Genomic DNA, 22,590 nt, shown 5'->3' with positions numbered 1-22,590 from the left:
CCTGCACTCTCGCACTGGTGTTCGGAGATGAAAAGTCGAGCCCGGGGGTAAGGGAAAGCCTCCGCCGGTGGCCGCAAGGATGCCCCGGCGGTAGTGGTTAGATGCCCAGGAGAGTTTACGGCTCTGGCGAGGAGGACCGATGGAGCTGTCGTTGGCGACGCGCACCGTGGGCGAGCACACGGTGCTTGAGGTCGGCGGTGAGGTCGACGTCTACACCGCGCCCCGGCTCCGTGAGCGGCTCCTCGAACTGATCGACGGCGGCGCCCGGCACGTGGTGGTGGACCTCGGTCGGGTGGACTTCCTCGACTCCACCGGGCTGGGCGTGCTGGTGGGCGCGCACAAGCGGCTGCGTACGGCCGGTGGCTCGTTCGCACTGGTCTGCGACAAGGAGCCGCTGCTCAAGATCTTCCGGATCACGGCACTGGACCAGGTGTTCCCGCTGCACCCCACTGTCGAGGCGGCGGTCGACGCGGGTCCGACCGGCATCAACGCGTGATGGCGACGGTCCGGCTCTCCTTCTCTCCGGCACCGGTGCACGTGCGTACCGCCCGACTGGTCGGCGTCGCCGTCGCCCGGCGCGCGGGCGTCCGTGAGGACCTGCTGGACGAGGTGCGCCTGGCCATCGGCGAGGCGTGTACGCGGGCGGTGGCCCTGCACCGGCAGTACGGCCTCGCCGACCCGGTGCTTGTGGAGATGTCCGACGGCGGCACGTACGCGGTGCGCGTCGTGGACCGGGCGCCCATCGAGGCAGGCATCGGGTTGGCGGCTCTTCCTCCGGACGAGCTTGCCAACGAGTCGCTTACCGATGAGGCGTTGACCACTGGCGTCGGCTTCGCGCTGCTCGCCGGCTTCGTCGAGGACCTCCAGGTGCGCCCTGTCGACGAGGGCATCGGCACCGAGGTCCGGATGGTGTGGCCGGTCAACCGCTGACACAAGCCGATCCGAAGGCCGCATCCCCTGGTGGGATGCGGCCTTCTGGCATGGAACATGCCCTATATCAGATTTCGTTTCATAACACAGCGACGAAGATCATCGAGACACGGTGGCACCTGCGTGTGACCTCCAACACTGCGGAGGGCTACAGTACCCGGGTTGTCAGCAAGTGACCCGTCCCGCACCCAGCGGTTATGGGTGGTCATCGCTGGTCCGCTGGGGTGGGTTGGCGCGCTTGCAAGTCCGCATTCAGGCGCCGGTCGGTGCGTCTCCACCCACCGGCGCGAGTGTTCGGTAACAGGAGGACACAGATGTCCGAGACCTTGGCCGCCGAGGGCGGCGGGCTTTCCCTTACCGGAAGCAATGTCACATACGTCGTCATCGCCGCGGTCATTGCGCTTGTAGCGCTCGCCTTCGCCGCCGCCCTGACGAAGGCGGTGCTGGCAGCCGGCAAGGGCACCACCAACATGCAGGAGATCTCGGAGGCGGTCCAGGAGGGCGCCTCGGCCTACCTGCTCCGTCAGTTCCGCACCCTGGCGATCTTCGTCGTCATCGCCGTGGTGCTCCTCTTCCTGCTGCCGGTGCACGACACCGACGGCAGCGAGACGGCCGTGAAGATCGGCCGCTCGCTCTTCTTCGTGGTGGGCGCCCTGTTCAGCGCATCCATCGGCGGCGCAGGCATGTGGCTTGCCACCCGCGCGAACCTCCGCGTGGCCGCCGCCGCCCGGGAGCGCGAAGGTGGCCGCGAGGCCGCCATGAAGATCGCCTTCCGGACCGGCGGCGTGGTCGGCTTCCTCACCGTCGGCCTGGGCCTCTTCGGTGCCGCGCTCGTCGTCCTGGTCTACCGCGGCGACGCGCCCACCGTTCTGGAGGGCTTCGGCTTCGGCGCCGCACTGCTTGCCATGTTCATGCGGGTCGGCGGCGGCATCTTCACAAAGGCCGCCGACGTCGGCGCCGACCTCGTCGGCAAGGTCGAGCAGGGCATCCCCGAGGACGACCCCCGCAACGCCGCCACCATCGCCGACAACGTGGGCGACAACGTCGGCGACTGCGCCGGCATGGCCGCCGACCTCTTCGAGTCGTACGCCGTGACGCTCGTCGCCGCGCTGATCCTCGGTCGTGCCGCGTTCGGCGAGGAGGGCCTGGTCTTCCCGCTGATCATCTCCACAATCGGTGTGCTGGTCGCGATCTTCGGGGTCTTCATCACCCGGCTGCGCGCGTCCGACCGCAACGCCCTGACGGCGATCAACCGGGCCTTCTACATCTCCGCAGTGCTCTCCGCCGTACTCGTGGCGATCGCCGCCTACGCGTACCTGCCGGCGACCTTCGGCGAGTTCAGCAGCGGGCTTACCGACGCGACGGGCAACCCGCGGCTCGTGGCCATCGGCGCGGTCGTGATCGGCATCGTGCTGGCCGGCGCGATCCAGGCGCTGACCGGCTACTTCACCGAGACCAACCGCCGTCCGGTGCAGGACATCGGCAAGAGCTCGCAGACCGGCGCGGCCACCGTCATCCTGGCAGGCATCAGCATCGGCCTGGAGTCGGCGGTCTACTCGGCGCTGCTCATCGGCGCCGGTGTCTTCGGCGCGTTCCTGCTCGGCGGCAGCTCCATCACGCTGTCGCTGTTCGCTGTCGCGCTGGCCGGCACCGGCCTGCTCACCACCGTCGGCGTGATCGTGGCGATGGACACCTTCGGGCCGATCTCCGACAACGCCCAGGGCATCGCCGAGATGTCCGGTGACATCGACGAGCACGGCGCACGGACGCTCACCGAGCTGGACGCGGTCGGCAACACCACCAAGGCGATCACCAAGGGCATCGCGATCGCAACAGCGGTGCTCGCGGCGACCGCGCTGTTCGGCTCGTACACCGACTCGCTGCGCACCGCGTACGCGGACGCCGGCGTTGGCGACGTCGGCGGCGAGATCCTCAACTCGCTGAACGTGGCGAACCCGCGCAACCTGGTCGGCCTGATCATCGGTGCGGCTGTCGTGTTCCTCTTCTCCGGCCTGGCCATCAACGCGGTGTCCCGCTCGGCCGGCGCCGTGGTGATGGAGGTCCGCCGGCAGTTCCGTGAGCTGCCCGGCATCATGGACCGCACCCAGCGCCCGGAGTACGGCAAGGTCGTCGACATCTGCACCCGGGACGCGCAGCGCGAGCTGGTGACCCCCGGCCTGCTCGCCATCCTGGCGCCGATCGCTGTCGGTTTCGGTCTCGGGCCCGGCGCGCTCGCCGCGTACCTGGCCGGGGCGATCGGCGCCGGCACCCTGATGGCTGTCTTCCTTGCCAACTCCGGTGGCGCCTGGGACAACGCAAAGAAGCTGGTCGAGGACGGCGCGTACGGCGGCAAGGGCTCCGAGTCGCACGAGGCGACGGTCATCGGTGACACCGTCGGTGACCCGTTCAAGGACACCGCCGGCCCGGCGATCAACCCGCTGATCAAGGTGATGAACCTGGTCTCGCTGCTGATCGCACCCGCCGTGGTGGCCTGGAGCGTCGGCGACGACCGCAACGTCGGCCTTCGGGTGACCATCGCGCTGGTCGCGACGGCGATCATCGTGGCGTCCGTGGTGTTCAGCAAGCGCAAGGGCATCGCGATGGACGAGTCCGGCGACGGTGGCAACACCGGTGCGGGCAGCACCGACCACCGGCCGGAGACGGTGAACGCCTGACCGAAAAGCGGTACCCGGTCCCCGGTCGGCACACCAGCCGACCGGGGACCGCTGCCGTCGGCGTCCGAACCATCCGACCGGTGCCACACCTGGCCAAAGGCCGTACGCTGCAACGCATGCGTACGTGCCGGACGTCCACCGCGGGAAAGCTCACGGTGGTCCTGGCCACGCTCGCCGTCCTGGCCGGCTGCGGCGGCGGCCCCAGCCCTCGGGCGTGGGCGGCTTCGGTCTGCGGCGCGCTCACCCCGTGGCGCTCCGAGATCAGCAAGCTGACGAGCAGCACCGACGAGCAGATGACCGCGCAGACCACCCCCGCGCAGGCCAAGGAGAACCTGGTGCGGCTCTTCGGCGGCGCGGAGCAGGCAAGCGAGACCGCGCGACGCAAGGTGGAGCAGGCCGGGGTGCCCGAGACGGAGAACGGCGAGGCCATCGCCGCCGGTTTCCGCGACTCTCTGGGCAAGATGCGCGACGCCTACGGTCGCGCGCGGGACACCATCGACGGCCTGGGCACCGGCGAGCCCACTGTCTTCTACGGCGGTGTCCGGGCCGCGGTGGAGACGCTCAACAAGGAGTACGACGCCAGCGCGCTGGACACCAGCCAGCTCAACTCCGAGGAGCTGAAAACAGCCTTCGACGAGGTGCCGGAGTGTCGCTGAGCGGGCTCGGCGACACCGGGGCGGCGCAGCCGCCGCTCCCGGCCCTGTTCCCCGCACCCGACCCGCCAGCACCTGCTCCGGCGGAGTCCAGCACCGCCGAGATCGGCGCTGTCGCTCCCGACGCCCTCGTGTCCGCCGTCGGCGCGGCCGGCAGGGGTCGGCGGCGCAGCGGGTCGGCCCGTCCCGGGTCGGCCCACTCCGGCGCTTCCGATGGCGAGGACGCCGGGCGGCAACTCGTCTTCTTCGGCGCGGAGGCAGCCGAACCGACTGTCGCCGACCTGGCCGGGCTGCTCGCCGGGCCGGGCGAGGTCGTCCGGATGGGCGGCACCGCGCGCCTCTCGGTGCGTGTGGACGCCGCCTGGCGGGTGCACGTACTCGTCGCCGAACTGGCGCTGCGGGGTCTCGCCGCGAGCTGGGAGCCGACCGAGGACGACAAACACACAGTCCGTACGTCGTACACCCGGGTGTTGAAGCCGCTCGCGGCCGCCTGGCTGCACGGTGCGGTCAAGCGCCCACCGGCGGTCCTGCACCTCACCGGCCGGCGGTTGCGGCTCTGGGTCGCCGCCGCCGGTACGCCGGAGCCGCCCGGCAGCTTCCTGCTCCAGCTCGGCGAGGGCGACCCGGATTCCTGGGACAGGCTCGGCGCGGCGCTCGCAGCCGCCGGCCTGTCCGGCACGTTGCTCGCCCCCGCCGAAGGCGGCCCGGCCTACCGGATAACCGGCCGCCGCCGCCTGACCCGGCTAGCCGAACTGGTAGGCGACCCCCCAACCTCAGCACCCCCCACAACCTGGCCAACCCGCCCCTAACCCCCGCCCGCCCCCGCCGCGCCCCGCTCCCCCCTCGCCCCGCTCCCCCCTCGCCCCGCTCCCCCCTCGCCCCGGTCGATCATGGAGTTGTGGTGGTGGACGTACTTCCCTTCCGGGGTGAAAACGCCCACCACAAGTCCATGATCGACGGGGTTGGGGCGTGGATTCGCGTCTGTCTGGTGTTGGACAGCGGGGGGTTGGATTCGAGCGAGGGCGGGTTGTTGAGGGCCCGCCATCGTCACAGTGACCCGCTTCGAGCCCTACTCACGGTGTACGGTGGCGCCGTCCGGCAGTGCTGAGCGCGGTGGGGCGGGACTTCACCGCCGCGCCCGAGCGGTTTGCCGCCCGCGAAACCTGAAACGTGGGCGGCGCGTTACGTTGGACATCCGGACCGCCGGTGCCGCGGCGGGGTCGAGAACGGTCGCTTCTCGGGCACCGGCAGGCCACGAGCAGGAGTGAGGTCGACAGAGACGTGCCGAGCAACGCTGGAACCACCCGTCTGGTCATCGTCGAGTCACCGGCGAAGGCCAAGACGATCTCGGGCTACCTCGGCCCGGGGTACGTCGTGGAGGCCAGCTTCGGTCACGTCCGCGACCTGCCGCGCAACGCCGCCGACGTGCCGGCCAAGTACAAGGGTGAGCCGTGGGCCCGCCTCGGTGTGGACGTCGACAACGGCTTCCACGCCCTCTACGTCGTCTCCGCCGACCGCAAGCAGCAGATCAGCAAGCTGGTGAAGCTGGCCAAGGAGGTCGACGAGATCCTCCTTGCCACGGATGAGGACCGCGAGGGCGAGGCAATCGCCTGGCACCTTGTCGAGACGCTCAAGCCCAAGGTGCCGGTCAAGCGGATGGTCTTCCACGAGATCACCAAGCCGGCGATCCAGGCGGCGGTGGCCAACCCGCGGGAGATCGACCGCGATCTGGTCGACGCCCAGGAGGCGCGGCGGATCCTCGACCGGCTCTACGGCTACGAGGTCTCGCCGGTGCTGTGGAAGAAGGTCATGCCGAAGCTCTCGGCGGGCCGCGTGCAGTCCGTGGCGACCCGCATCGTGGTCGAGCGGGAGCGGCAGCGGATGGCGTTCCGCACCGCCGAGTACTGGGACATCCTGGCCACCCTCGCCGTGGCGAACGCCGGTGAGGGTCCGCGCGCGTTCAACGCCACGCTCGTCGCGCTCAACGGCGACCGGATCGCCACCGGTAAGGACTTCGAGCCGACCACCGGCAAGGTGAAGCCCGGTGCCGGCGTCGTGCACCTCGACGAGGGCGGTGCCCGGGGCCTCGCGGCCCGGCTGGAGGGGCGGCCGTTCACCGTCACCCGCGTCGAGGAGAAGCCCTACCGTCGCCGCCCGTACGCGCCGTTCATCACCTCCACGCTTCAGCAGGAGGCGGCCCGCAAGCTGCGCCTGTCCTCGCAGCAGACGATGCGCACCGCGCAGCGGCTCTACGAGAACGGCTACATCACCTATATGCGTACCGACTCGGTGAACCTGTCGGAGACCGCCATCTCGGCGGCCCGCCGGCAGATCGTCGAGCTGTACGGCGAGCGCAGCGTGCCGCCGGAGCCGCGTCGTTACACAGGCAAGGTGAAGAACGCGCAGGAGGCGCACGAGGCGATCCGCCCGGCGGGGGACAACTTCCGCACCCCGGGCGAGGTGGCCAAGGAGCTGTCCGCCGAGGAGTTCAAGCTCTACGAGCTGATCTGGCGGCGGACCATCGCGTCGCAGATGACCGACGCGGTCGGCTCCAGCGTCTCGGTGCGCATCCGCGCGGTCTCCACCTCCCAGGAGGAGGCCGACTTCGGGGCCACCGGCAAGACCATCACCGACCCGGGCTTCCTGCGCGCGTACGTCGAGTCCAGTGACGACGAGAACGCCGAGGCCGAGGACGCCGAGCGCCGGCTGCCGACCCTCGTCAAGAACCAGCCGCTTACCGCCGACGAGCTGGCGGCGCAGGGCCACCACACCCAGCCGCCGTCGCGCTACACCGAAGCGTCGCTGGTCAAGGCCCTGGAAGAGCTGGGCATCGGCCGCCCGTCCACCTACGCGTCGATCATGCAGACGATCCAGGACCGGGGGTACGTCACCAAGCGCGGCCAGGCGATGATCCCCACCTTCCTGGCGTTCGCTGTGATCGGGCTGATGGAGCGGCACTACCCCCGCCTCATCGACTACGACTTCACGGCCACAATGGAGAACGAGCTGGACGAGATCGCCGGCGGCGACCACGCTGCTGTCGACTTCCTCACCGCGTTCTACTTCGGCAGCTCAAACGGTGCCGGCGACCAGGACATCGCCCGTTCCGGTGGGCTCAAGAAGCTTGTCACCGAGAACCTCAGCGAGATCGACGCCCGCAGCGTCAACTCCATCCCGCTCTTCACCGACGATGACGGCCGCGCGGTAGTGGTCCGGGTCGGCCGCTACGGGCCGTACCTCCAGCGGGAGTTGCCCGACGGCGAGCAGCCGGCCCCGGCCGCAACGGGTGACGGCGAGGAGGGCGGCGCACAGGGCGACCGGGCGCCGATCCCCGAGGGCCTGGCCCCCGACGAGCTGACCCCGGAGAAGGTGCACGAGCTGTTCCTCGGCGGCAGCGGCGAGCGCAAGCTCGGCGACGACCCGGCCACCGGCGAGCCGATCGTGCTCAAGTCCGGCCGCTTCGGCCCGTACGTGTCCAGCGGTGAGCGGAAGTCGTCGCTGCTGCGTTCGCAGACCCCGGACTCGCTCACCCTGGAGCAGGCGCTCAAGCTGCTCAGCCTGCCCCGGTTGGTGGGCGTCGCGCCGGACGGCGTCGAGGTGTTCGCCAACAACGGCCGCTACGGTCCGTACGTGAAGCAGGGCGAGGAGTTCCGCTCCCTGGAGTCCGAAGAGCAGATGTTCACGGTCAGCCTGGACGAGGCGCTGGCGTTGTTGGCGGCTCCGAAGACCCGTGGCCGCCGGGCCGCCGCGCCGCCGCTGCGTGAGATGGGCGTCGACCCGCTTACCGAGAAGCCACTGGTGATCAAGGACGGCCGGTTCGGCCCGTACGTCACCGACGGGGAGTTCAACGCGTCGCTGCGCCGTGGGCAGACCCCGGAGGCGTTGAGCATCGAGGAAGCCTCGGAGATGCTTGCCGAGAAGCGGGCGAAGGGTCCGGCGCCGAAGAAGAAGGCGGCGGCCAAGAAGGCTCCGGCCAAGAAGGCAGCGGCGAAGAAGGCAACGGCCACCAAGAAGACGGCCGCCGCCAGCAAGTCCACGGCCGCGAAGAAGACCACGACAGCCAAGGCGACCACCACCGCGGCGAAGAAGACCCCGGCCAAAAAGGCCGCCCCGCGCAAAGCCACCACAAGCACCGAGTAAGCAGACTCTCCCGGAGATCTTGGAAGGAAAACGCCCCTGGAGGGGCACTTTCCTTCCAAGATCTGTCTGTTGTCCACAGGGGCAGCCGCGAGGGCGGGCTTGTCGGGAGACTGCTCTCGTGAGTCTTCGGAGCGGGTCACCGATGGCGGCGTGGGGTCGTCCCCTGCCGCGCGACGACGCCGACGAGTTGAGATGGCTGCTCTTCCACCAGGAGGAGGTGCTGAGTCTCGACCAGGCGAGGCAGCACCTGACGCCCAAGGCCATCCGGCACCGGGTGGCCAGCGGGAGGTGGAGGCAGGTCCACCGCGCGGTGTTCGTCGCTCACAGTGGCCCGGTCAGCGCCGGTCAACGTCGGTGGGCGGCCGTCCTCGCAGCCGGGCCGGAGGCGGCACTCGCCGGTCTGACCGCCGCGCAGGCCGGAGGTCTCCGCGGCTTCCCGGACCGGCCGATCCATCTTCTGCTTCCCGCCTCCAGTCGACGCGGATCGCTGCCGCCAGGTGTGCGGGTGCACCGGACCGTCACGCTTACCGACCGGGATGTGGTGGCCACCGGGCAACCCCGACGGACCACGCCGGCCCGGTCGATCGTCGACGCCGCGCAGTGGGCGCCCGGTGACGGGGAAGCTCGGGCGATCATCGCCGCCGGGTTCCAGCAACGGGTCGTACGCGCCGACGATCTGCACCAGGTCGTCGACCGTCTGCCCCGGGTCCGTCGTCGGCGACTGATCCTGGCCACAGCCACGGACGCGGCGGGTGGGTCCCATTCCCTTCCCGAGCTGGATTTCCTCGGCCTGGTCCGTCGCGGGCGACTACCCGAACCGGCGCGGCAGAAGGTCCGCACCGACTCGACCGGGCGGCGTCGCTACCTGGATGTCTACTTCGAGAAGTGGAGGGTGCACGTCGAGATCGACGGCGGGCAGCACCTCGACCCGCGCGCCTGGTGGGCGGACATGCGCCGCCAGAACGCGCTCTGGGTCGATGGTGACCGCCTCCTGCGCTTCCCGTCCTGGGTGGTGCGCGCACACCCGGACGAGGTCCTCACCCAACTCCGCGACGCGCTCCGAGCAGCCGGTTGGCGTGGGTAGATCTTGGAAGGAAAACGCCCCTCCAGGGGCCGCTTCCTTCCAAGATCTCGGGCACCCTAGGCGCCGAGGACGTGGGTCAGGTGGGGGTTCGTGAAGACGCGGTGGGGGTCCAGGCGGTTGCGGAGCGCCTGGAAGTCGGTGAAGCGCGGGTACGCGGCGGCCAGCGACTCCGCGTCGCGGTAGTGCAGCTTGCCCCAGTGCGGGCGACCGCCAAGCTCGGCGGCCACCTTCTCGAAGGCCCGGAAGTACGGCTCGTACGGCATGCCGACGTACTGGTGCACGGCGATGTACGCGGAGTCCCGGCCGTACCCGTGCGACAGCCAGATGTCGTCGGCGGCGGTGAACCGCACCTCGACGGGGAAGAGCACCTTGAACGGCAGGCCGTCGATGATGCGCCGGAGCGCGGTCAGCGCCTCGGTAAGCGCCTCGCGGGGCAGGCCGTACTCCATTTCGACGAAGCGGACTCGGCGCGGTGTGCAGAAGACCCGGTCGGAGCGGTCGGTGTAGTGCCGTTCGGTGAGCGCGCGGGCGGAGACGGCGCTGATGCCGGGTGCCAGCGCGGGCACGGCACGGCCGAGGCGGCAGGCACCGGCGAAGACGGTGTTGGACAGGAAGTCGTCGTCCAGCCATCCGCGCCACCGGGGCAGCGGGCGGTCGTTGGCGGGTACCCGGTCGTTGGCTTTGACCTGGACGCGGGTCGTGTAGGGGAACCAGTAGAACTCGACGTGGTCGTGCCTGTCGATGAGAGCCGGTAGTTCGCCGAGCACGTCGGCGAGTTCGGCGGGGCGTTCGTGGGCGTGCAGGACGAAGGCGTCCACGCAGCGCAGCGTCACGTCGATGAGGACGCCGAGCGCGCCGAGGGACACCCGGGCTGCGGCGAAGATGTCGGGGTTTTCGTCGGCGGAGCAGTGCAGCAGTTCGCCGGTGCCGGTGACGAGGGTGAGCGCCTCGACGAACGTGGAGAGGCAGCCGTATGCGGCGCCGGTGCCGTGGGTGCCGGTGGAGATCGCCCCGGCCACCGTCTGCGCGTCGATGTCGCCGAGGTTGGGCAGTGCGAGGCGGTGCCGGGCGAGTAGCCCGTTGAGCGCTTGCAGGGTCGTTCCCGCCGGTACGGTGACCAGTCGCCGCTCGACGTCGACGCTGACTGTGGTCTCCAACTCGGACAGTTCCATCCGCCGGTCGTCGGCCAGGGCGATGGGGGTGAACGAGTGGCCGCTGCCGGCGACGCGGATCCGGCCTCCGGTGGCTGCGGTGGCACGGACGGCTTCGACGACATCGCTCGGCGAGCCGGGGCGCAGGATCGCGGTGGCGGTGCCACGCTGGTTGCCGGCCCAGTTTGACCAACGGGCGGGAGGCGATGCGGTGCCGGCCATGCAGGCTCCTCAATCATGAATATGAACTGACTTCATATCAGGAACGTTGTACCTGGTAAATACCGCAATTGCGGTCCGCTCGTTGTACCGGTAGTCACGGACTCGTGACATGAAGATATGTTCATCCGTCGAAGGGGGGTGGCGCCGAGTGTCCACACCAGCCGCCACGACCGGGCCGCTGCGCCGCGTACCGGTGCAGGGTCGAAGTGTCGCGCGGGTCCAGCGCATGTTGGATGCCTGCGCCGAACTCGTCGACGAGGTGGGGTACGAGGGACTGACCACTACCCTGCTCGCTGAGCGGGCCGAAGTGGCGATCGGTTCGGTCTACCAGTTCTTTCCGGACAAGCGGGCGATCGTGCAGGCGCTGACCCTGCGCACCATGGAGTCGTACCTTCAGCGACTCGACGAGCGCTTCGCCTCCGACGAGATGACCCACTGGTGGGACGGTGTCGACGCGGGGATCGACGAGTACATCACTATGCACCGCACCGTCCCCGGTTTCCGTACTCTGCACTTCGGCGACGTGGTCGACCTGCACCTGCTCGACGAGCAGCGGGACAACAACGGCGTGATCGCCGACCAGTTGGCCCGGGTGCTCACCGAACGTTTCGGGCTCACCGATGTGCCGAAGCTGCGCTTCGTCCTGGAGATCGCGGTAGAGGCGGCCGACGCGCTGATCAAGCTCGCGTTCCGCCGGAAGTCCGACGGCGACGAGCGGGTGCTGCTCGAGGCGAAGGCGCTGATCCGGGAATATCTGCACCGCCAGGTCGACGGCCCGGAGAGCGACCGTCCAGTCGCCGTTCCGGTCGAGGCGGCCCAGCCCGCCTGAGGCGGCCCGGTCCGCAGTGACCGTGACCGTGCGCTGCCCTGGCGCGTCACAGGAAGGCACGGCCTTCGCCCCGGTAGGTGGGAACGGTCGCCACGACCGCATCCCCCTCGACCAGGTGCAGCTCGTTCACCCGTTCGCACAGCTCACCGGCTTTGGCGTGCCGGAACCACACCCGGTCGCCGATGCACAGGGTGCTCGCCGCCGTACCGGACAGCGGGGTCTGCACCTCGCCGGCGCCCTCGGTGCCGACCAGCTTCAGGCCGGCCGGCAACCACGGCCGGGGGAGCCGGCTGTCGGCGGCCGGTCCGGAGGCGATCCACCCGCCGCCGAGCACTGTCGCCAGCTCGGGCGTCGGGCGGCGGACCACAGCGCAGGCGAAGAACGCCGCCGGGATGGGGCGCCAGGCACGGTAGGCGTCGAACAGCGTCGGCCCGTACAGGCCCGATCCCGCGGTGACCTCGGTTACCGCGGGATCGGCGCTTGTCGCCGCCACGCTGCCGGTGCCGCCGCCGTTCACGAACTCCAGGTCGGCGTGTTCGCGTACCGCTGCCACCGCCGCGCCCCGGCGGGCCAGCAACTCGCGGTACGACCCGCGCTGGGCCAGCCTGATCGCGCCGGCCAGCAGCGTCTGCCCCGGCGGCGCGTCGCCCAGGCCGGCGATCTGCGCCTCGTACGACATCAGGCCGACCAGCCGGAAGCCGGCCCGACCGGTGACGGTGGCGGCGAGCGCGCCGGCTGCTCGGGCGCTGTGCACCGGTGAGCGGCGTACGCCGACGTGGACCCGACCCCGCAGTGGTCGCCAGGAGGCGTCCAGGTCCAGGCAGAGCCGCAGTTCGGCGCGCTGCCCGGGGGCACGGACGGCGTCGATGAGGTCGAGCTGCCCGGTGCTGTCGATCATGAGGGTGATCGCGGCGGCGAGGGTCGGGTCGGCGGCCAACTCGGCGAGCGCTGCCCGGTCTGCGCTCGGGTAGGCGAGCAGCACGTCGTCGCTGACTCCGGCGCGTACCAGCCAGATCGCCTCGGGCAGGGTGAACGCCATCACGCCCCGCCAGCCGGGCCGGGCGAGCGCCCTGCTGATCAACTCCCGGCTGCGGACCGACTTGCTCGCCAGCCGGAGCGGTTTGCCTGCGGCGCGGTCGGTCAATGCGACCGTGTTCGCGTCGAAGGCGGTGAGATCCACCACGGCGTACGGCGGGTCGAGGTGGTCGGTCGCCCGGTCCAGGCGCTCGCGGAGTTTGTCGCTCTCGATGGCCACGTGTGCACGCTAACTGTCCGACGGTGAATGCGAAATACCCTCGCGTACGTCCGGGCTGCGGTCGGTACCTTCGGCGGCCTAGGCTCAGCGAGCAGGAGAATGTCGCCGGTGGGGCGGCCCCCCACCGGGTCTAGAGTGTTCCACCGGGGGTGCCCAGCGATGGGCCGGCACGTGGAGGTACGGCCATCGAAAGCCAGAACAGCGGCGAGTCGCCCGGCGTGTCGCGCCCGGGTGACCAGTCGAGCAGCGCCGCCAATCAGACCAGTGCCGCCCAGGGGGATCCGTCCGGCTACGCCGCGATCCGCTCGATCCTGCGGATCCAGCCGTTCCGGCGGCTCTGGATCGTGCTCGGCGCCGCCTCCTTCGGCGACTGGTTCGGCCTGCTGGCCACCTCGGTCTTCGCCGCCTCGCAGGTGCAGGGCAGCACCGCCCAGGGCGCGGCCTTCGGTGGCGTCATCGCCATCCGGCTGCTGCCCGCGCTGGTGCTCGGCCCGGTGGCCGGCGTGCTCGCCGACCGGTTCGACAGGCGCTGGACGATGGTCATCTGCGACGTGCTGCGGTTCGTGCTCTTCGCCTCGATCCCGATGGTCGCGCTTGCCGGCGCGAGCGGCGCGATGGTGGTCCTGTGGGCGACCATCGCCACCTTCCTGATCGAGTCGATCACCCTGATCTGGATCCCGGCCAAGGAGGCCGCGGTCCCCAACCTGATCCCGCGCGCCCGGCTTGAGGCGGCCAACCAGCTCACGCTGATCACCACGTACGGCCTCACCCCGGTGCTCGCCGCGGCCGTCAGCGCCGGCCTGGACCGCAGCGTCCGGGGCATCACCGGAGGCGAGTTCCCGAACTGGGCCGAACCGGCCCAGCTGGCGCTCTGGTTCAACTCCTTCTCCCGACTGGCGACCGCTCTTGTCGTCGCCTTCGGCATCAAGGAGATCAGTCAGGGGCAGACCGCCGAGGGCGACCGCACCGAGCAGAGCATGCTGCGCCAGTTCAAGGAGGGCTGGCAGTTCATCGGGCAGACCCCGCTGGTGCGTGGGCTGGTCCTCGGCATCCTGGGCGCGTTCGCCGGTGGCGGCATCGTGATCGGCACCGCGAAGTTCTTCGCCAGCTCGCTCGGTGCCGGCGATGCCGCGTTCTCGCTGCTCTTCGGTGCGATCTTCGTCGGTCTGGCGGTCGGCATCGGCCTCGGTCCCATGATCGTCAAGGACATGTCCAGGCGTCGCTGGTTCGGCATGAGCATCGTGCTGGCAAGCGCCGCCGTGATGACCCTCTCCTTCGCCATCCACCTGTCCATGGCGATCGTGGGCGCGGTGCTTGTCGGTGCGGGCGCCGGGATGGCGTTCCTGGCCGGCACCACCCTGCTCGGGGGTGAGATCGCCGACGAGGTCCGTGGCCGGGTCTTCGCGGTCGTGCAGATCGGCACCCGGCTCGTGCTGATCCTGGCCATCGCGCTGAGCAGCCTGCTCGCCGGTGTCGGTGGCTCGCGCAAGCTGGAGATCGCCGACCTGGGCATCTCCATCTCGTCGACCCGACTGTTGCTGCTCGCCGCCGGTGCCGCCGGCATCTTCGCCGGGATCAGCGCCTTCGGCCAGATGGACGACAAGAAGGGCGTCCCGGTCCTCGCCGACCTGTGGGGCTCGATCCGGGGCCGTCCGCTGATGCCCGCCGAGCCGTTCGTCTCGGCCGGCCTGTTCGTGGTGTTCGAGGGCGGCGAGGGCGCCGGCAAGTCCACCCAACTCGCCGCGCTCGCCGAGCGGCTGCGGGCCGACGGGCGCGACGTCCTGGTCACCCGCGAACCGGGGGCCACTGCCGTCGGTCGGCGGATCCGGTCGCTGGTGCTCGACACCTCGGGCGACGAGGCGCCGTCGCCACGCGCCGAGGCGCTGCTCTATGCCGCCGACCGGGCGCACCACGTGGCCGCCGTCGTCCGGCCCGCGCTTGTCCGCGGCGACGTGGTGATCAGCGACAGGTACGTCGACTCGTCGCTCGCTTACCAGGGCGCGGGACGTACGCTCCCGGTCGACGAGGTCTCCTGGCTCTCCTCCTGGGCCACCGGTGGGCTCAAGCCCGACCTGGTGGTGCTGCTCGACGTCGAGCCGCAGACCGGCCTGTCCCGGGTCGCCTCCCGCAGCGGGGAGGCCGACCGGCTCGAGGCCGAGTCGATCGCCTTCCACGAACGCGTCCGGTACGCCTTCCTCGACCTTGCCGCCGCCGACCCGAAGCGCTACCTGGTGCTCGACGCGTCCCGCCCGGCCGACGAGATCAACGGCCTGGTGGTGCGGCGTGTCGAGGAGATGCTCGGCAGGCCGGGCGGCATCGTGCACCCCCGCCCGGCACAGGGCCCGGACACCTCGGTGCAGCCCGAGTTATCCGACGCGGAGCTGGTGACGATGGAGCACAAGACCTGATGCCTGACGTCTTCGCCGACCTGGTCGGTCAGGACGAGGCGGTGACCGAGCTGCGCCGGGCCGCCGCGGCGGCAGCCGCCGTGCTGCGCGCCGCTGCGGCCGACCGTGCACCCGCGCTGCTCGCCGCCGGCCCCACCAGCGGCGACGAGCCCGAGACAGCCGCCGTGCCCGGAGGGCCCGATGCGTCCACCGGGATGACCCACGCGTGGATCTTCACCGGGCCACCCGGCTCGGGCCGCTCGGTCGCCGCGCGGGCCTTCGCCGCCGCCCTTCAGTGCGTGCACGGCACCGGCTGCGGCGAGTGCCCCGGCTGCCACACCACGATGGGCGGCACCCACGCCGACGTCCGGCTTGTGGAGCCGGAAGGACTCTCCATCGGCGTCAACGACATGCGCGCTCTGGTGCTCCGCGCCGCCAGCACCCCGTCCGGTGGGCGCTGGCAGGTGGTGGTCATCTCCGACGCCGACCGGCTCACCGAGGCCGCCGGCAACGCGCTGCTCAAGGCGATCGAGGAGCCTCCACCGCGTACCGTCTTCCTGCTCTGCGCGCCGTCCACCCACCCGGACGACATCTCGGTGACCATCCGGTCGCGCTGCCGGGTCGTACCCCTGCGGCAGCCGCCGGCCGCGGCGGTGGCCGAGGTGCTGGTCCGTCGCGACGGCGTCGCGCCCGACGTGGCGCGATGGGCGGCGGCTGCCGCGCAGGGTCACGTGGGTCGGGCGCGCCGGCTGGCCCGCGATCCGGAGGCCCGCAAGCGACGTGAGGCGGTGCTCGCGGTGCCGCGTCGGCTGACCGGTGTCGGTGCGGCGTTCGACGCGGCGTCCGCCCTGATCGAGGCCGCCGAGGCGGAGGCCAAGGCGTCGGTGTCCGAGGCGGACACGACCGAGCGGACCGCGCTGGAGCGGGCGCTCGGCGCGGGCGGCACCGGCCGGGGCGCGGCCGGCGCGATGCGCGGCGCGGCCGGGCAGCTCAAGGAGTTGGAGAAGCGGCAGAAGTCGCGGGCCACCCGGGCCCAGCGCGACGCGTTGGACCGGGCGCTTGTCGACCTGGCGGGCTTCTACCGGGACGCGCTCACCATGGCGCTGCGCGCGCCGGTCGACCCCGTGCACACCGATACCGCCGCGCTGGCCGGTGCCGGCGCCCAGAAGTGGGACGCCGAGGGGTCGCTGCGCCGTCTGGAGGCCGTGCTCGCCTGCCGGGCGGCCATCGAGGCGAACGTCAAGCCGCGGATCGCGGTCGAGGCGATGATGCTCGCCCTCTGGAAGGGCTGACCCGCAGCACTCGGCCGTGGTCCCGTCCGCCGGACCGTTCATCCACAGGCCATCGACACGTGCGATTGCTGTGCGGTACGGTCCGGTGTGCCGTGGTGACGGTTGCAGCACGCTCAGTGAGGGCCATCCGGGAGGAGTCGCCGATGCCGCGGGGGGAGATCGACGAAGCCTGGATCGAGGAGGCGGTGCGGCGCTACCGCCGCATCGAATCGCTCCAGGCCGAGTTCGACCAGGCGGTGTCGACCGTCGAGGTCACCGTCCGGTCGCCGGACGGGCTCGTCGAGGTTGTGGTCACCGCAGGCGGCCGGATCACCGACGTCCGGTTCCTCGGGCCACTGCACTCCCGCAGTCCACGCGACGTTGCCGGCTCAGTGCAGGCAGCGGTCACCGCGGCAGCCGACGCCGCCGAGTGGGCCCGCGAGAAGCTGCACAACGAGACGTTCGCCGCCTACCGACCACTCGCGGGGGCCTGAGATGGAGGCACTGCGCGCGCTCTCCGCCCGACTGGACGAGGCGAGCGCCACGCTCACCACCCTGTCGCACCGGGTCACCGCCAGCGACCCGCCGCAGGTCGCGTTCGGAGCGGACGCCCCGGGCCGACCCGGCGAGATCGGCCGTGCGCTGCACCGGCAGTGGGTCGCCGCCACCGACGACCGTGCTCGCGAGGCGCGGGCAGCTGCCCACCGGCTGGCCTCCGCCGCAGCGGCGATCCGCGAGGCCGCCGACCGTTACAGCGACGTCGACAGGGCCGCCCGACGCCGGATCGGCGGGGAGCGGTGATGGACCCGCTGGACCGGCTCGCCGAACCCGGCCTCGACCTGCTGCGCCGCGTCGACGCGTTGCTCGCCGCAGGTGTTCCCGAGGGGCACCGGGTCTGGCCGCTGCTGCGCCGGATGCAGGTGCTGCCGGGCGACGCCGTGCGGGGCTTCCTCGATCTGCATCCCACGCCGCTCGCCAGCGCCGGGCACGCGGTGCGCCGGCTCGTCCGGGGGTACGACGACGTCAGCGCCACGCTCACCGACCCGGTGCTCTGGGCCGGTCCGGCAGCCACGGCGTACGGGCAGGAACGCGCGGCGCTACTGCACCACCTCGACGACGGCCCGGAGAGCCTGGTCGGGCGACTGGAATCCACAGCCGGATATGCGGATGCGCTCGCCGACTGGGTGGAGGGCAGCCGGCTCGCACTGGCCCGCACCCTGGCCGACGTGCTGCGCTCGGCCGAGGCGGTCGCCGTGGTCGCCGCCACCGCCGCTGGCCCACCGCGCCGCATCGAGCCCGTCGGGCCAGGTGTGGCCGACGCTGCCGAGATCGCCGCGCGGGTGCTGGCGGTGCTCTCCGTCGCGTACGACGGTGTCGAGACGTTGCTGCGCCAGTGGGCGCCGAGCCTGGCCGAGTCCACCTGGCGGCCGACGGTGAGCGGCCGACCCCGCTACGACCAGCCCACAAGGGTCGGCTGGTAACCAGCAACCGCTGACGCTCCCTGGGCGACGGTCATCGATGCGAGCACGGTGTAATCGTTCGGCGACAGCCGGCGCGCGGTGGGGCCATGGTCCGTCGTAGGGTGGAGCAATGGGCATGCTCTGCGCGGTCAGCTTCAACCGGTACGGGCGCCTCTACTACCTCGACCCGGGCGAGCTGCGCCCACAGGTGGGCGACAAGGTGCTGGTGCCCACCGACGACGGGCCCGAGGTGGCCGAGTGCGTCTGGGCCGCCCAGTGGGTGACCGAGGAGACCGACGGCTTCCCCCGACTGGTCGGGCTGGCCGGCGACGACGACCTGAGCCGGGACGAGGCGCTGCGTCGGCGTAAGGCCGAGGCCAAGGTGGCCGCGAAGCGGCTGATCCGGGCACACGGCCTGCCCATGAAGGTGGTGGCCGTCGACCACGTGCTCGCCTCCGCCGACGGCGGTGGCGAGCGCAGCACCGTCTACTTCACCGCCCCGCACCGGGTGGACTTCCGCTCCCTGGTCCGCGACCTGGGCGCGACCCTGCACTGCCGGGTCGAGCTGCGCCAACTCTCCGCCCGGGACTCCGCCCGCGTCCAGGGCGGCATCGGCTCGTGCGGTCGGGACCTGTGCTGCGCCACATTCCTCAACGACTTCGAGCCGGTGACCATCCGGATGGCGAAGGACCAGGATCTCCCGCTCAACCCGCTGCGCATCTCCGGCGCGTGCGGCCGGCTGATGTGCTGCCTCAAATACGAGCACCCGCTGTACCAGCGCTTCCAGGAGAGCGCCCCGGCGGTGGGCAGCCGGGTCAGCACGCCGGAGGGCGACGGGCGGGTGGTCGGCCACAGCGTCCCCCGTGACGCGGTGACGGTCCGACTGGACGCCGACGGCTCCCGCTGCTCCTGCTCCCGGGCGTCCGTCTGCGCACCCCGCCAGGCCCACGACCAGCACTACACCCCCTGATACCGACCTTATCGCCTCTCAATGAGTGGCGGGTCGTGCCAGCCGCCGTCGTGTCGGTGACAGTATTTCCGATAGGGCAGTGGCAACGACTCTCTTCACTGCGGCGTGGGCCAGCCGCATTCGGGGTCGTCATTAGGCCTGGCATGTGGATGGAAAACCTTTGGTAAGGCTGCGTCGCCATGCTGTTCGGCAGGAGGCGGCTACGGCAGGTAGCTGCCGAGCCCTACGGGAGGGAAACGCGATGCGGGTCAGTCAGGGTGCGTCCGCAAGGTTGCCCGGGAGAAGGCGACAAGCGTTCATGAGGCGGCTTGTGGTGATCGCCGCAGGTGCGCTCGGCCTGCTGGTCGCACTGATCACGCCTGCGCAGGCCGGCACCAGTTGGGTCAGCCACGACGGCGGGGCCAACGTGAAAGTAGTCTGGACTTTCCACGGCAAGCAGATGGTGTCGCTCACCTTCACCGTGGCCGATACCAAATGCAACGCCGCCTCCGCCTGGGGTGACGTGGGGTTGCGAAAAGTGGAAGGGATTTTCATCTCGTACCACGGCCTGTTGAACGACCTCGGGTGCGGCACGACGAAGACGCACAGCACCGGTCCCTTCTCGACCGGCTTCGACATCCTGAGCTTGCAGATCTGCGCCGATGGCGACGGGGTGGGTAAGAAGACGCCCTCGGCCTGCGGTTCGTGGCATGACAATCCCTATACGTGACAGGTGATCGATGACCCGGTCACCCTTTTCTGACCACGTCAGTGAAGGGTGACCGGGGGTTCGGCCAGGCGCGGCGTCAGCGGCGTCTTCGGGGTCAGCCAGCTCGCCGTCGGGGACTGGTCGCGGTTGACCTGCCAGTCGCGCGCAACCCGGTCCACCCCGATCGGGTAGATGGTCAGCGTGCCGTCCGGGTCGATGCGCAGCCGGAGGAACGACTTGGCGTCCTCGATGCCCTGCCCGGCGAACAGTTCGTTGACGTTCACCCCGAAAGACCCCGCCACCAGCAGGTACGCCGCCACGAGCTGGCTGGATACCAGCCCGATCACCGGCCCGTACAGCACCACGGCCGCGGCGGCCGGCAGCGGCCAGGGCCAGTCGTAGAACGGCAGCGCCAGCCAGGCCCAGGTGCCTGCCGCGGCCAGCGCCACGTGCGCCACTCCGTGGCTGACGCCGAGGATCCAGTGCCGCACGTGCCTCTTGCCGCTCGCGTTGGGCGGCTGGGCGAACAGAACTGCCGCCGCCACCGTGACCAGCGCCATCGCCACCAGCGGAACGCTGAACAGGCGCTGCCCGGTGGCGTCGGTCCAGTTGGCGGTCGCGCCGGCCATGGCCAGCATCAGCAACGTGTGCAGGGTGCCGAGCAGGGTGGTGAAACCCGGGTTGCGCAACGGCAGCCGGGCGAAGATGCCCCAGCTGTAGCGGCGGGAACGGGCCGCGTCCGGATAGCGGGCCGCCAGGTCGTACGGCCGAGCACGGCTGGCTTTCCGCGCCAACGTGTCGCGCGGCGGCACTTCGAGGCGCTCCGGCAGTTTGTGGGTGGGATACAGGTACGCACCACCGCCGCCACAGGTGATCAACTGGCGGTCGGTGCCCGTGTAGCGGGCGTAGTGGTGCAGGTCGCCGGAGAGCAGCAGCCGCACCTTCGCCCCGGTCGGGTCGATGATCGTGCGGATGAAGTAGTCGATGGAGTCGTACGCCGTCGGGTGGTCGGCGGCCTTGACCCAGGTCGGCGCCGGCGCCGCGATGATGATCTTCGACTCCGGGCCGAGTTGCCGGGCCACCTCGTCGAAGTACGCCAACTGTGGGTCGTCGAGGTACGAGCCGGACTGGTCGTCCACGCCGAGCAGCCACCAGCCGGCGGGCAACTCCACAGCGAAGTACGACCGCGACTGCCCGGTGCCCCAGCCGCCGAAGTTGCGGTCGCGGGAGCGGACGAACAACCGCAGGAACGCTGTCAAACCGTCATACCAGTCGTGGTTGCCGGGTACCGCGAACAGCGTCGGCTGTTCCGGCGGCGGCACCGGCAGCGCCGCCTGGTAGGGGCCCTTGCAACGGTTCTCGTACTCGGCGTAGGCCGCCGACGGGTACACCTGGTCGCCGCCCATCACCAGCGTCTGCGCCCGGGGCAGCCGGTGCCCGTCCACGGTCAGTTCCGGCTGCGCCAGCAGGTACGCCACCGAGTAGGTGGCGTTGAAGCCGTCGCCCAGGTCGGCCACGTAGTCGAGCCACAGCCCACCGTCCGGACCGGCCTGGCGGAAGACACCGTCGCCGAACGCGTTCTGCAACTCGCGCTTGTCCAGGTACGCCCCGAACAGCATCGCCAGCAACGTCCGGATGCCCGTGCTGATCAGCAGGAACGGGGCCAGCCACGGCACCGGTTTGCGCGGGGTGAAGCCCAGCTCCAGCGGGTCCGTGGAGCGCGGCCGGTGTGCGAACCGCTCATCGGCCGGTACGGGATCGGGGCGGGCGTCCGTCGGATCGGGGGTGCGAGGGGTGTGATCGTCGCTCACCCGCCGCAGCCTAGTGCCGCTCGCGATGATCCGCTGTCCGGTAAACGTCTAGATGGCATTCGTTGTCCGGTTAGTGGCAGTGAGCGGGGCGAGGGGTATCCCGTTCGGTCCACGGCCGGGGGTGCCGTACACTTGCTGATCGTTGCCGCCTTAGCTCAGTCGGCTAGAGCGACGCACTCGTAATGCGTAGGTCGACGGTTCGATTCCGTCAGGCGGCTCCACTGAAAGGCCCAGGTCACCGGCTTGATCGCCGATCATGACCTGGGCCTTTTGCTTGCCGTCGCGAGGTCGAGCAGCCAAGCGAGCAGCCAACCTACTCACCGGACCACAGCGCCCCCTCCAGCCGCGCCGCAGCTTCCCGAGCCACCTCAGGGGCCACGTGGGCGTAGATGTTGAGGGTGACGCTGATCTGAGAGTGACCGAGGATCTCCATGACCACGCGGGCGGGCACGCCCTGGGCGAGAAGGACGCTGGCTGCCGTGTGCCGCAGGTCGTGAAGACTGGCGCGCCGTCCTGGGATACAACCGCAATAGGGCTGCGACCAGGGTCAGCAGACGTCCGGATCTGCTGGGATCAGCGCGCTGAGGTGTCGCAGGCCGCTGCCGCTGTCGCTCTGCGGCCGTCACGCCTGATGCCCGGCGGCTGGCGCGGACAGCGGGAAGCCCGGAGGGCCGCCGCAGAACGACAGGGAGGTTGTTGACCGGTGGTGTGGCCGGCAGCCAGCCGCGCCGCTCGGCCAGCAGCCCGCGCGGCGTATAGAGCGCACGCCGGCCGCGTCGGCGTGCTGGCCGGCGGTCGCGCGGCTGCGGTCAGAGCGCCTCCGGCGGGGGCGCAACGACTCCAGGATGGCCGGGGCTTCGCCAGCGGGTCACGGTCCGTGGGTGGTTGCGGTAGGCCATCCCGCCTGCCACCGACCCGGGGCAAGCCGAGCAGACCACCGCTCCCTAGAAGGCAGGTCGGCGGCATACGGGATGGGTAGATGTGGCGGCTAGTGCCGTGACCACGAACGTTGACGGTGTTGGGGTCAGGCTGCTCGGGTGGTGGGTTGGCCCCAGTGTCGTTGT

Annotated in this window: 19 protein-coding genes and 1 tRNA gene; 16 read left to right on the top strand and 4 right to left on the bottom strand. The window is 70.8% G+C overall.

Going from position 1 to position 22,590, the window contains the following annotated elements:
• Positions 1 to 139: 139 nt before the first annotated feature.
• From ACPXB1_RS22830 to ACPXB1_RS22800, 7 genes are all read left to right on the top strand, one after another.
• A complete protein-coding gene (locus ACPXB1_RS22830) occupies positions 140 to 496 on the top strand; it encodes an STAS domain-containing protein (RefSeq protein ID WP_053652285.1) in 357 nt (118 codons plus the stop codon).
• Positions 493 to 930 (top strand): ATP-binding protein, encoded by a 438-nt coding sequence (locus ACPXB1_RS22825; RefSeq protein WP_355632062.1) that lies wholly within the window; start codon positions 493 to 495, stop codon positions 928 to 930. Before ACPXB1_RS22830 ends, ACPXB1_RS22825 begins: the two co-directional genes overlap by 4 nt.
• Positions 931 to 1,244: 314 nt before the next feature.
• The gene (locus ACPXB1_RS22820; RefSeq protein ID WP_355588125.1) at positions 1,245 to 3,605 is read left to right on the top strand and encodes a sodium-translocating pyrophosphatase; all 2,361 of its coding nucleotides are present in this window, start codon (positions 1,245 to 1,247) and stop codon (positions 3,603 to 3,605) included.
• A gap of 116 nt (positions 3,606 to 3,721) precedes the next feature.
• The gene (locus ACPXB1_RS22815) at positions 3,722 to 4,261 is read left to right on the top strand and encodes a hypothetical protein (RefSeq protein WP_355588127.1); all 540 of its coding nucleotides are present in this window, start codon (positions 3,722 to 3,724) and stop codon (positions 4,259 to 4,261) included.
• Complete coding sequence (locus ACPXB1_RS22810; protein WP_355632065.1) at positions 4,252 to 5,067, top strand: hypothetical protein; 816 nt, start codon at positions 4,252 to 4,254, stop codon at positions 5,065 to 5,067. Before ACPXB1_RS22815 ends, ACPXB1_RS22810 begins: the two co-directional genes overlap by 10 nt.
• 472 nt (positions 5,068 to 5,539) lie before the next feature.
• Positions 5,540 to 8,398 carry a type I DNA topoisomerase gene (topA, locus tag ACPXB1_RS22805; RefSeq protein ID WP_355632067.1) on the top strand — a complete coding sequence of 953 codons (2,859 nt, stop codon included), beginning with the start codon at positions 5,540 to 5,542 and terminating at the stop codon, positions 8,396 to 8,398.
• 118 nt (positions 8,399 to 8,516) lie between these two features.
• A complete protein-coding gene (locus ACPXB1_RS22800) occupies positions 8,517 to 9,482 on the top strand; it encodes a DUF559 domain-containing protein (RefSeq protein WP_425735764.1) in 966 nt (321 codons plus the stop codon).
• Positions 9,483 to 9,538: 56 nt separating this feature from the next.
• On the opposite strand, the gene ACPXB1_RS22795 is transcribed toward ACPXB1_RS22800, so the two are convergent.
• Positions 9,539 to 10,855, bottom strand: coding sequence for a D-arabinono-1,4-lactone oxidase (locus tag ACPXB1_RS22795; RefSeq protein WP_425735763.1), 1,317 nt, complete (start codon positions 10,853 to 10,855; stop codon positions 9,539 to 9,541).
• A 226-nt stretch (positions 10,856 to 11,081) separates the two neighbouring features.
• Here ACPXB1_RS22795 and ACPXB1_RS22790 point away from each other — a divergent pair, with 226 nt between their 5' ends.
• Positions 11,082 to 11,684 carry a TetR/AcrR family transcriptional regulator gene (locus tag ACPXB1_RS22790; protein WP_355588504.1) on the top strand — a complete coding sequence of 201 codons (603 nt, stop codon included), beginning with the start codon at positions 11,082 to 11,084 and terminating at the stop codon, positions 11,682 to 11,684.
• A 46-nt stretch (positions 11,685 to 11,730) separates the two neighbouring features.
• On the opposite strand, the gene ACPXB1_RS22785 is transcribed toward ACPXB1_RS22790, so the two are convergent.
• Positions 11,731 to 12,939 (bottom strand): amino acid deaminase/aldolase, encoded by a 1,209-nt coding sequence (locus ACPXB1_RS22785; RefSeq protein WP_355588137.1) that lies wholly within the window; start codon positions 12,937 to 12,939, stop codon positions 11,731 to 11,733.
• A 308-nt stretch (positions 12,940 to 13,247) separates the two neighbouring features.
• Between ACPXB1_RS22785 and tmk the strand changes: the two genes are divergently transcribed.
• The 7 genes from tmk to ACPXB1_RS22750 all read left to right on the top strand — a co-directional run bounded on the left by tmk (position 13,248) and on the right by ACPXB1_RS22750 (position 19,736).
• A complete protein-coding gene (gene tmk / locus ACPXB1_RS22780; RefSeq protein ID WP_355588506.1) occupies positions 13,248 to 15,347 on the top strand; it encodes a dTMP kinase in 2,100 nt (699 codons plus the stop codon).
• A complete protein-coding gene (locus ACPXB1_RS22775) occupies positions 15,347 to 16,618 on the top strand; it encodes a DNA polymerase III subunit delta' (RefSeq protein ID WP_355588139.1) in 1,272 nt (423 codons plus the stop codon). Before tmk ends, ACPXB1_RS22775 begins: the two co-directional genes overlap by 1 nt.
• 143 nt (positions 16,619 to 16,761) lie before the next feature.
• Complete coding sequence (locus ACPXB1_RS22770) at positions 16,762 to 17,091, top strand: YbaB/EbfC family nucleoid-associated protein (protein ID WP_053659404.1); 330 nt, start codon at positions 16,762 to 16,764, stop codon at positions 17,089 to 17,091.
• A gap of 1 nt (position 17,092) precedes the next feature.
• Complete coding sequence (locus ACPXB1_RS22765; protein WP_355588141.1) at positions 17,093 to 17,398, top strand: hypothetical protein; 306 nt, start codon at positions 17,093 to 17,095, stop codon at positions 17,396 to 17,398.
• Complete coding sequence (locus ACPXB1_RS22760) at positions 17,398 to 18,078, top strand: hypothetical protein (protein WP_053659407.1); 681 nt, start codon at positions 17,398 to 17,400, stop codon at positions 18,076 to 18,078. The genes ACPXB1_RS22765 and ACPXB1_RS22760 overlap by 1 nt, the downstream gene beginning before the upstream one ends.
• A 109-nt stretch (positions 18,079 to 18,187) precedes the next feature.
• Positions 18,188 to 19,027: a PSP1 domain-containing protein gene (locus ACPXB1_RS22755; RefSeq protein WP_355588143.1), complete on the top strand. Its 840-nt coding sequence runs from the start codon at positions 18,188 to 18,190 to the stop codon at positions 19,025 to 19,027.
• 298 nt (positions 19,028 to 19,325) lie between these two features.
• Positions 19,326 to 19,736 carry a hypothetical protein gene (locus ACPXB1_RS22750; protein WP_355588145.1) on the top strand — a complete coding sequence of 137 codons (411 nt, stop codon included), beginning with the start codon at positions 19,326 to 19,328 and terminating at the stop codon, positions 19,734 to 19,736.
• Positions 19,737 to 19,774: 38 nt separating this feature from the next.
• On the opposite strand, the gene ACPXB1_RS22745 is transcribed toward ACPXB1_RS22750, so the two are convergent.
• Positions 19,775 to 21,556, bottom strand: coding sequence for a metallophosphoesterase family protein (locus tag ACPXB1_RS22745; protein ID WP_425735787.1), 1,782 nt, complete (start codon positions 21,554 to 21,556; stop codon positions 19,775 to 19,777).
• A gap of 114 nt (positions 21,557 to 21,670) precedes the next feature.
• On the opposite strand from ACPXB1_RS22745, the gene ACPXB1_RS22740 reads away from it, so the two are divergent.
• Positions 21,671 to 21,747 (top strand) — tRNA-Thr (locus tag ACPXB1_RS22740).
• 92 nt (positions 21,748 to 21,839) lie between these two features.
• On the opposite strand, the gene ACPXB1_RS22735 is transcribed toward ACPXB1_RS22740, so the two are convergent.
• Positions 21,840 to 22,046, bottom strand: coding sequence for a tyrosine-type recombinase/integrase (locus tag ACPXB1_RS22735; protein ID WP_425735786.1), 207 nt, complete (start codon positions 22,044 to 22,046; stop codon positions 21,840 to 21,842).
• Positions 22,047 to 22,590: the final 544 nt, after the last annotated feature.

Source organism: Micromonospora sp. DT68 (assembly GCF_049847245.1).
Taxonomy (GTDB): domain Bacteria; phylum Actinomycetota; class Actinomycetes; order Mycobacteriales; family Micromonosporaceae; genus Micromonospora; species Micromonospora profundi.
Note: the sequence above shows the minus strand (reverse complement) of the source record. Positions and strands in the feature narration are given on the sequence as shown.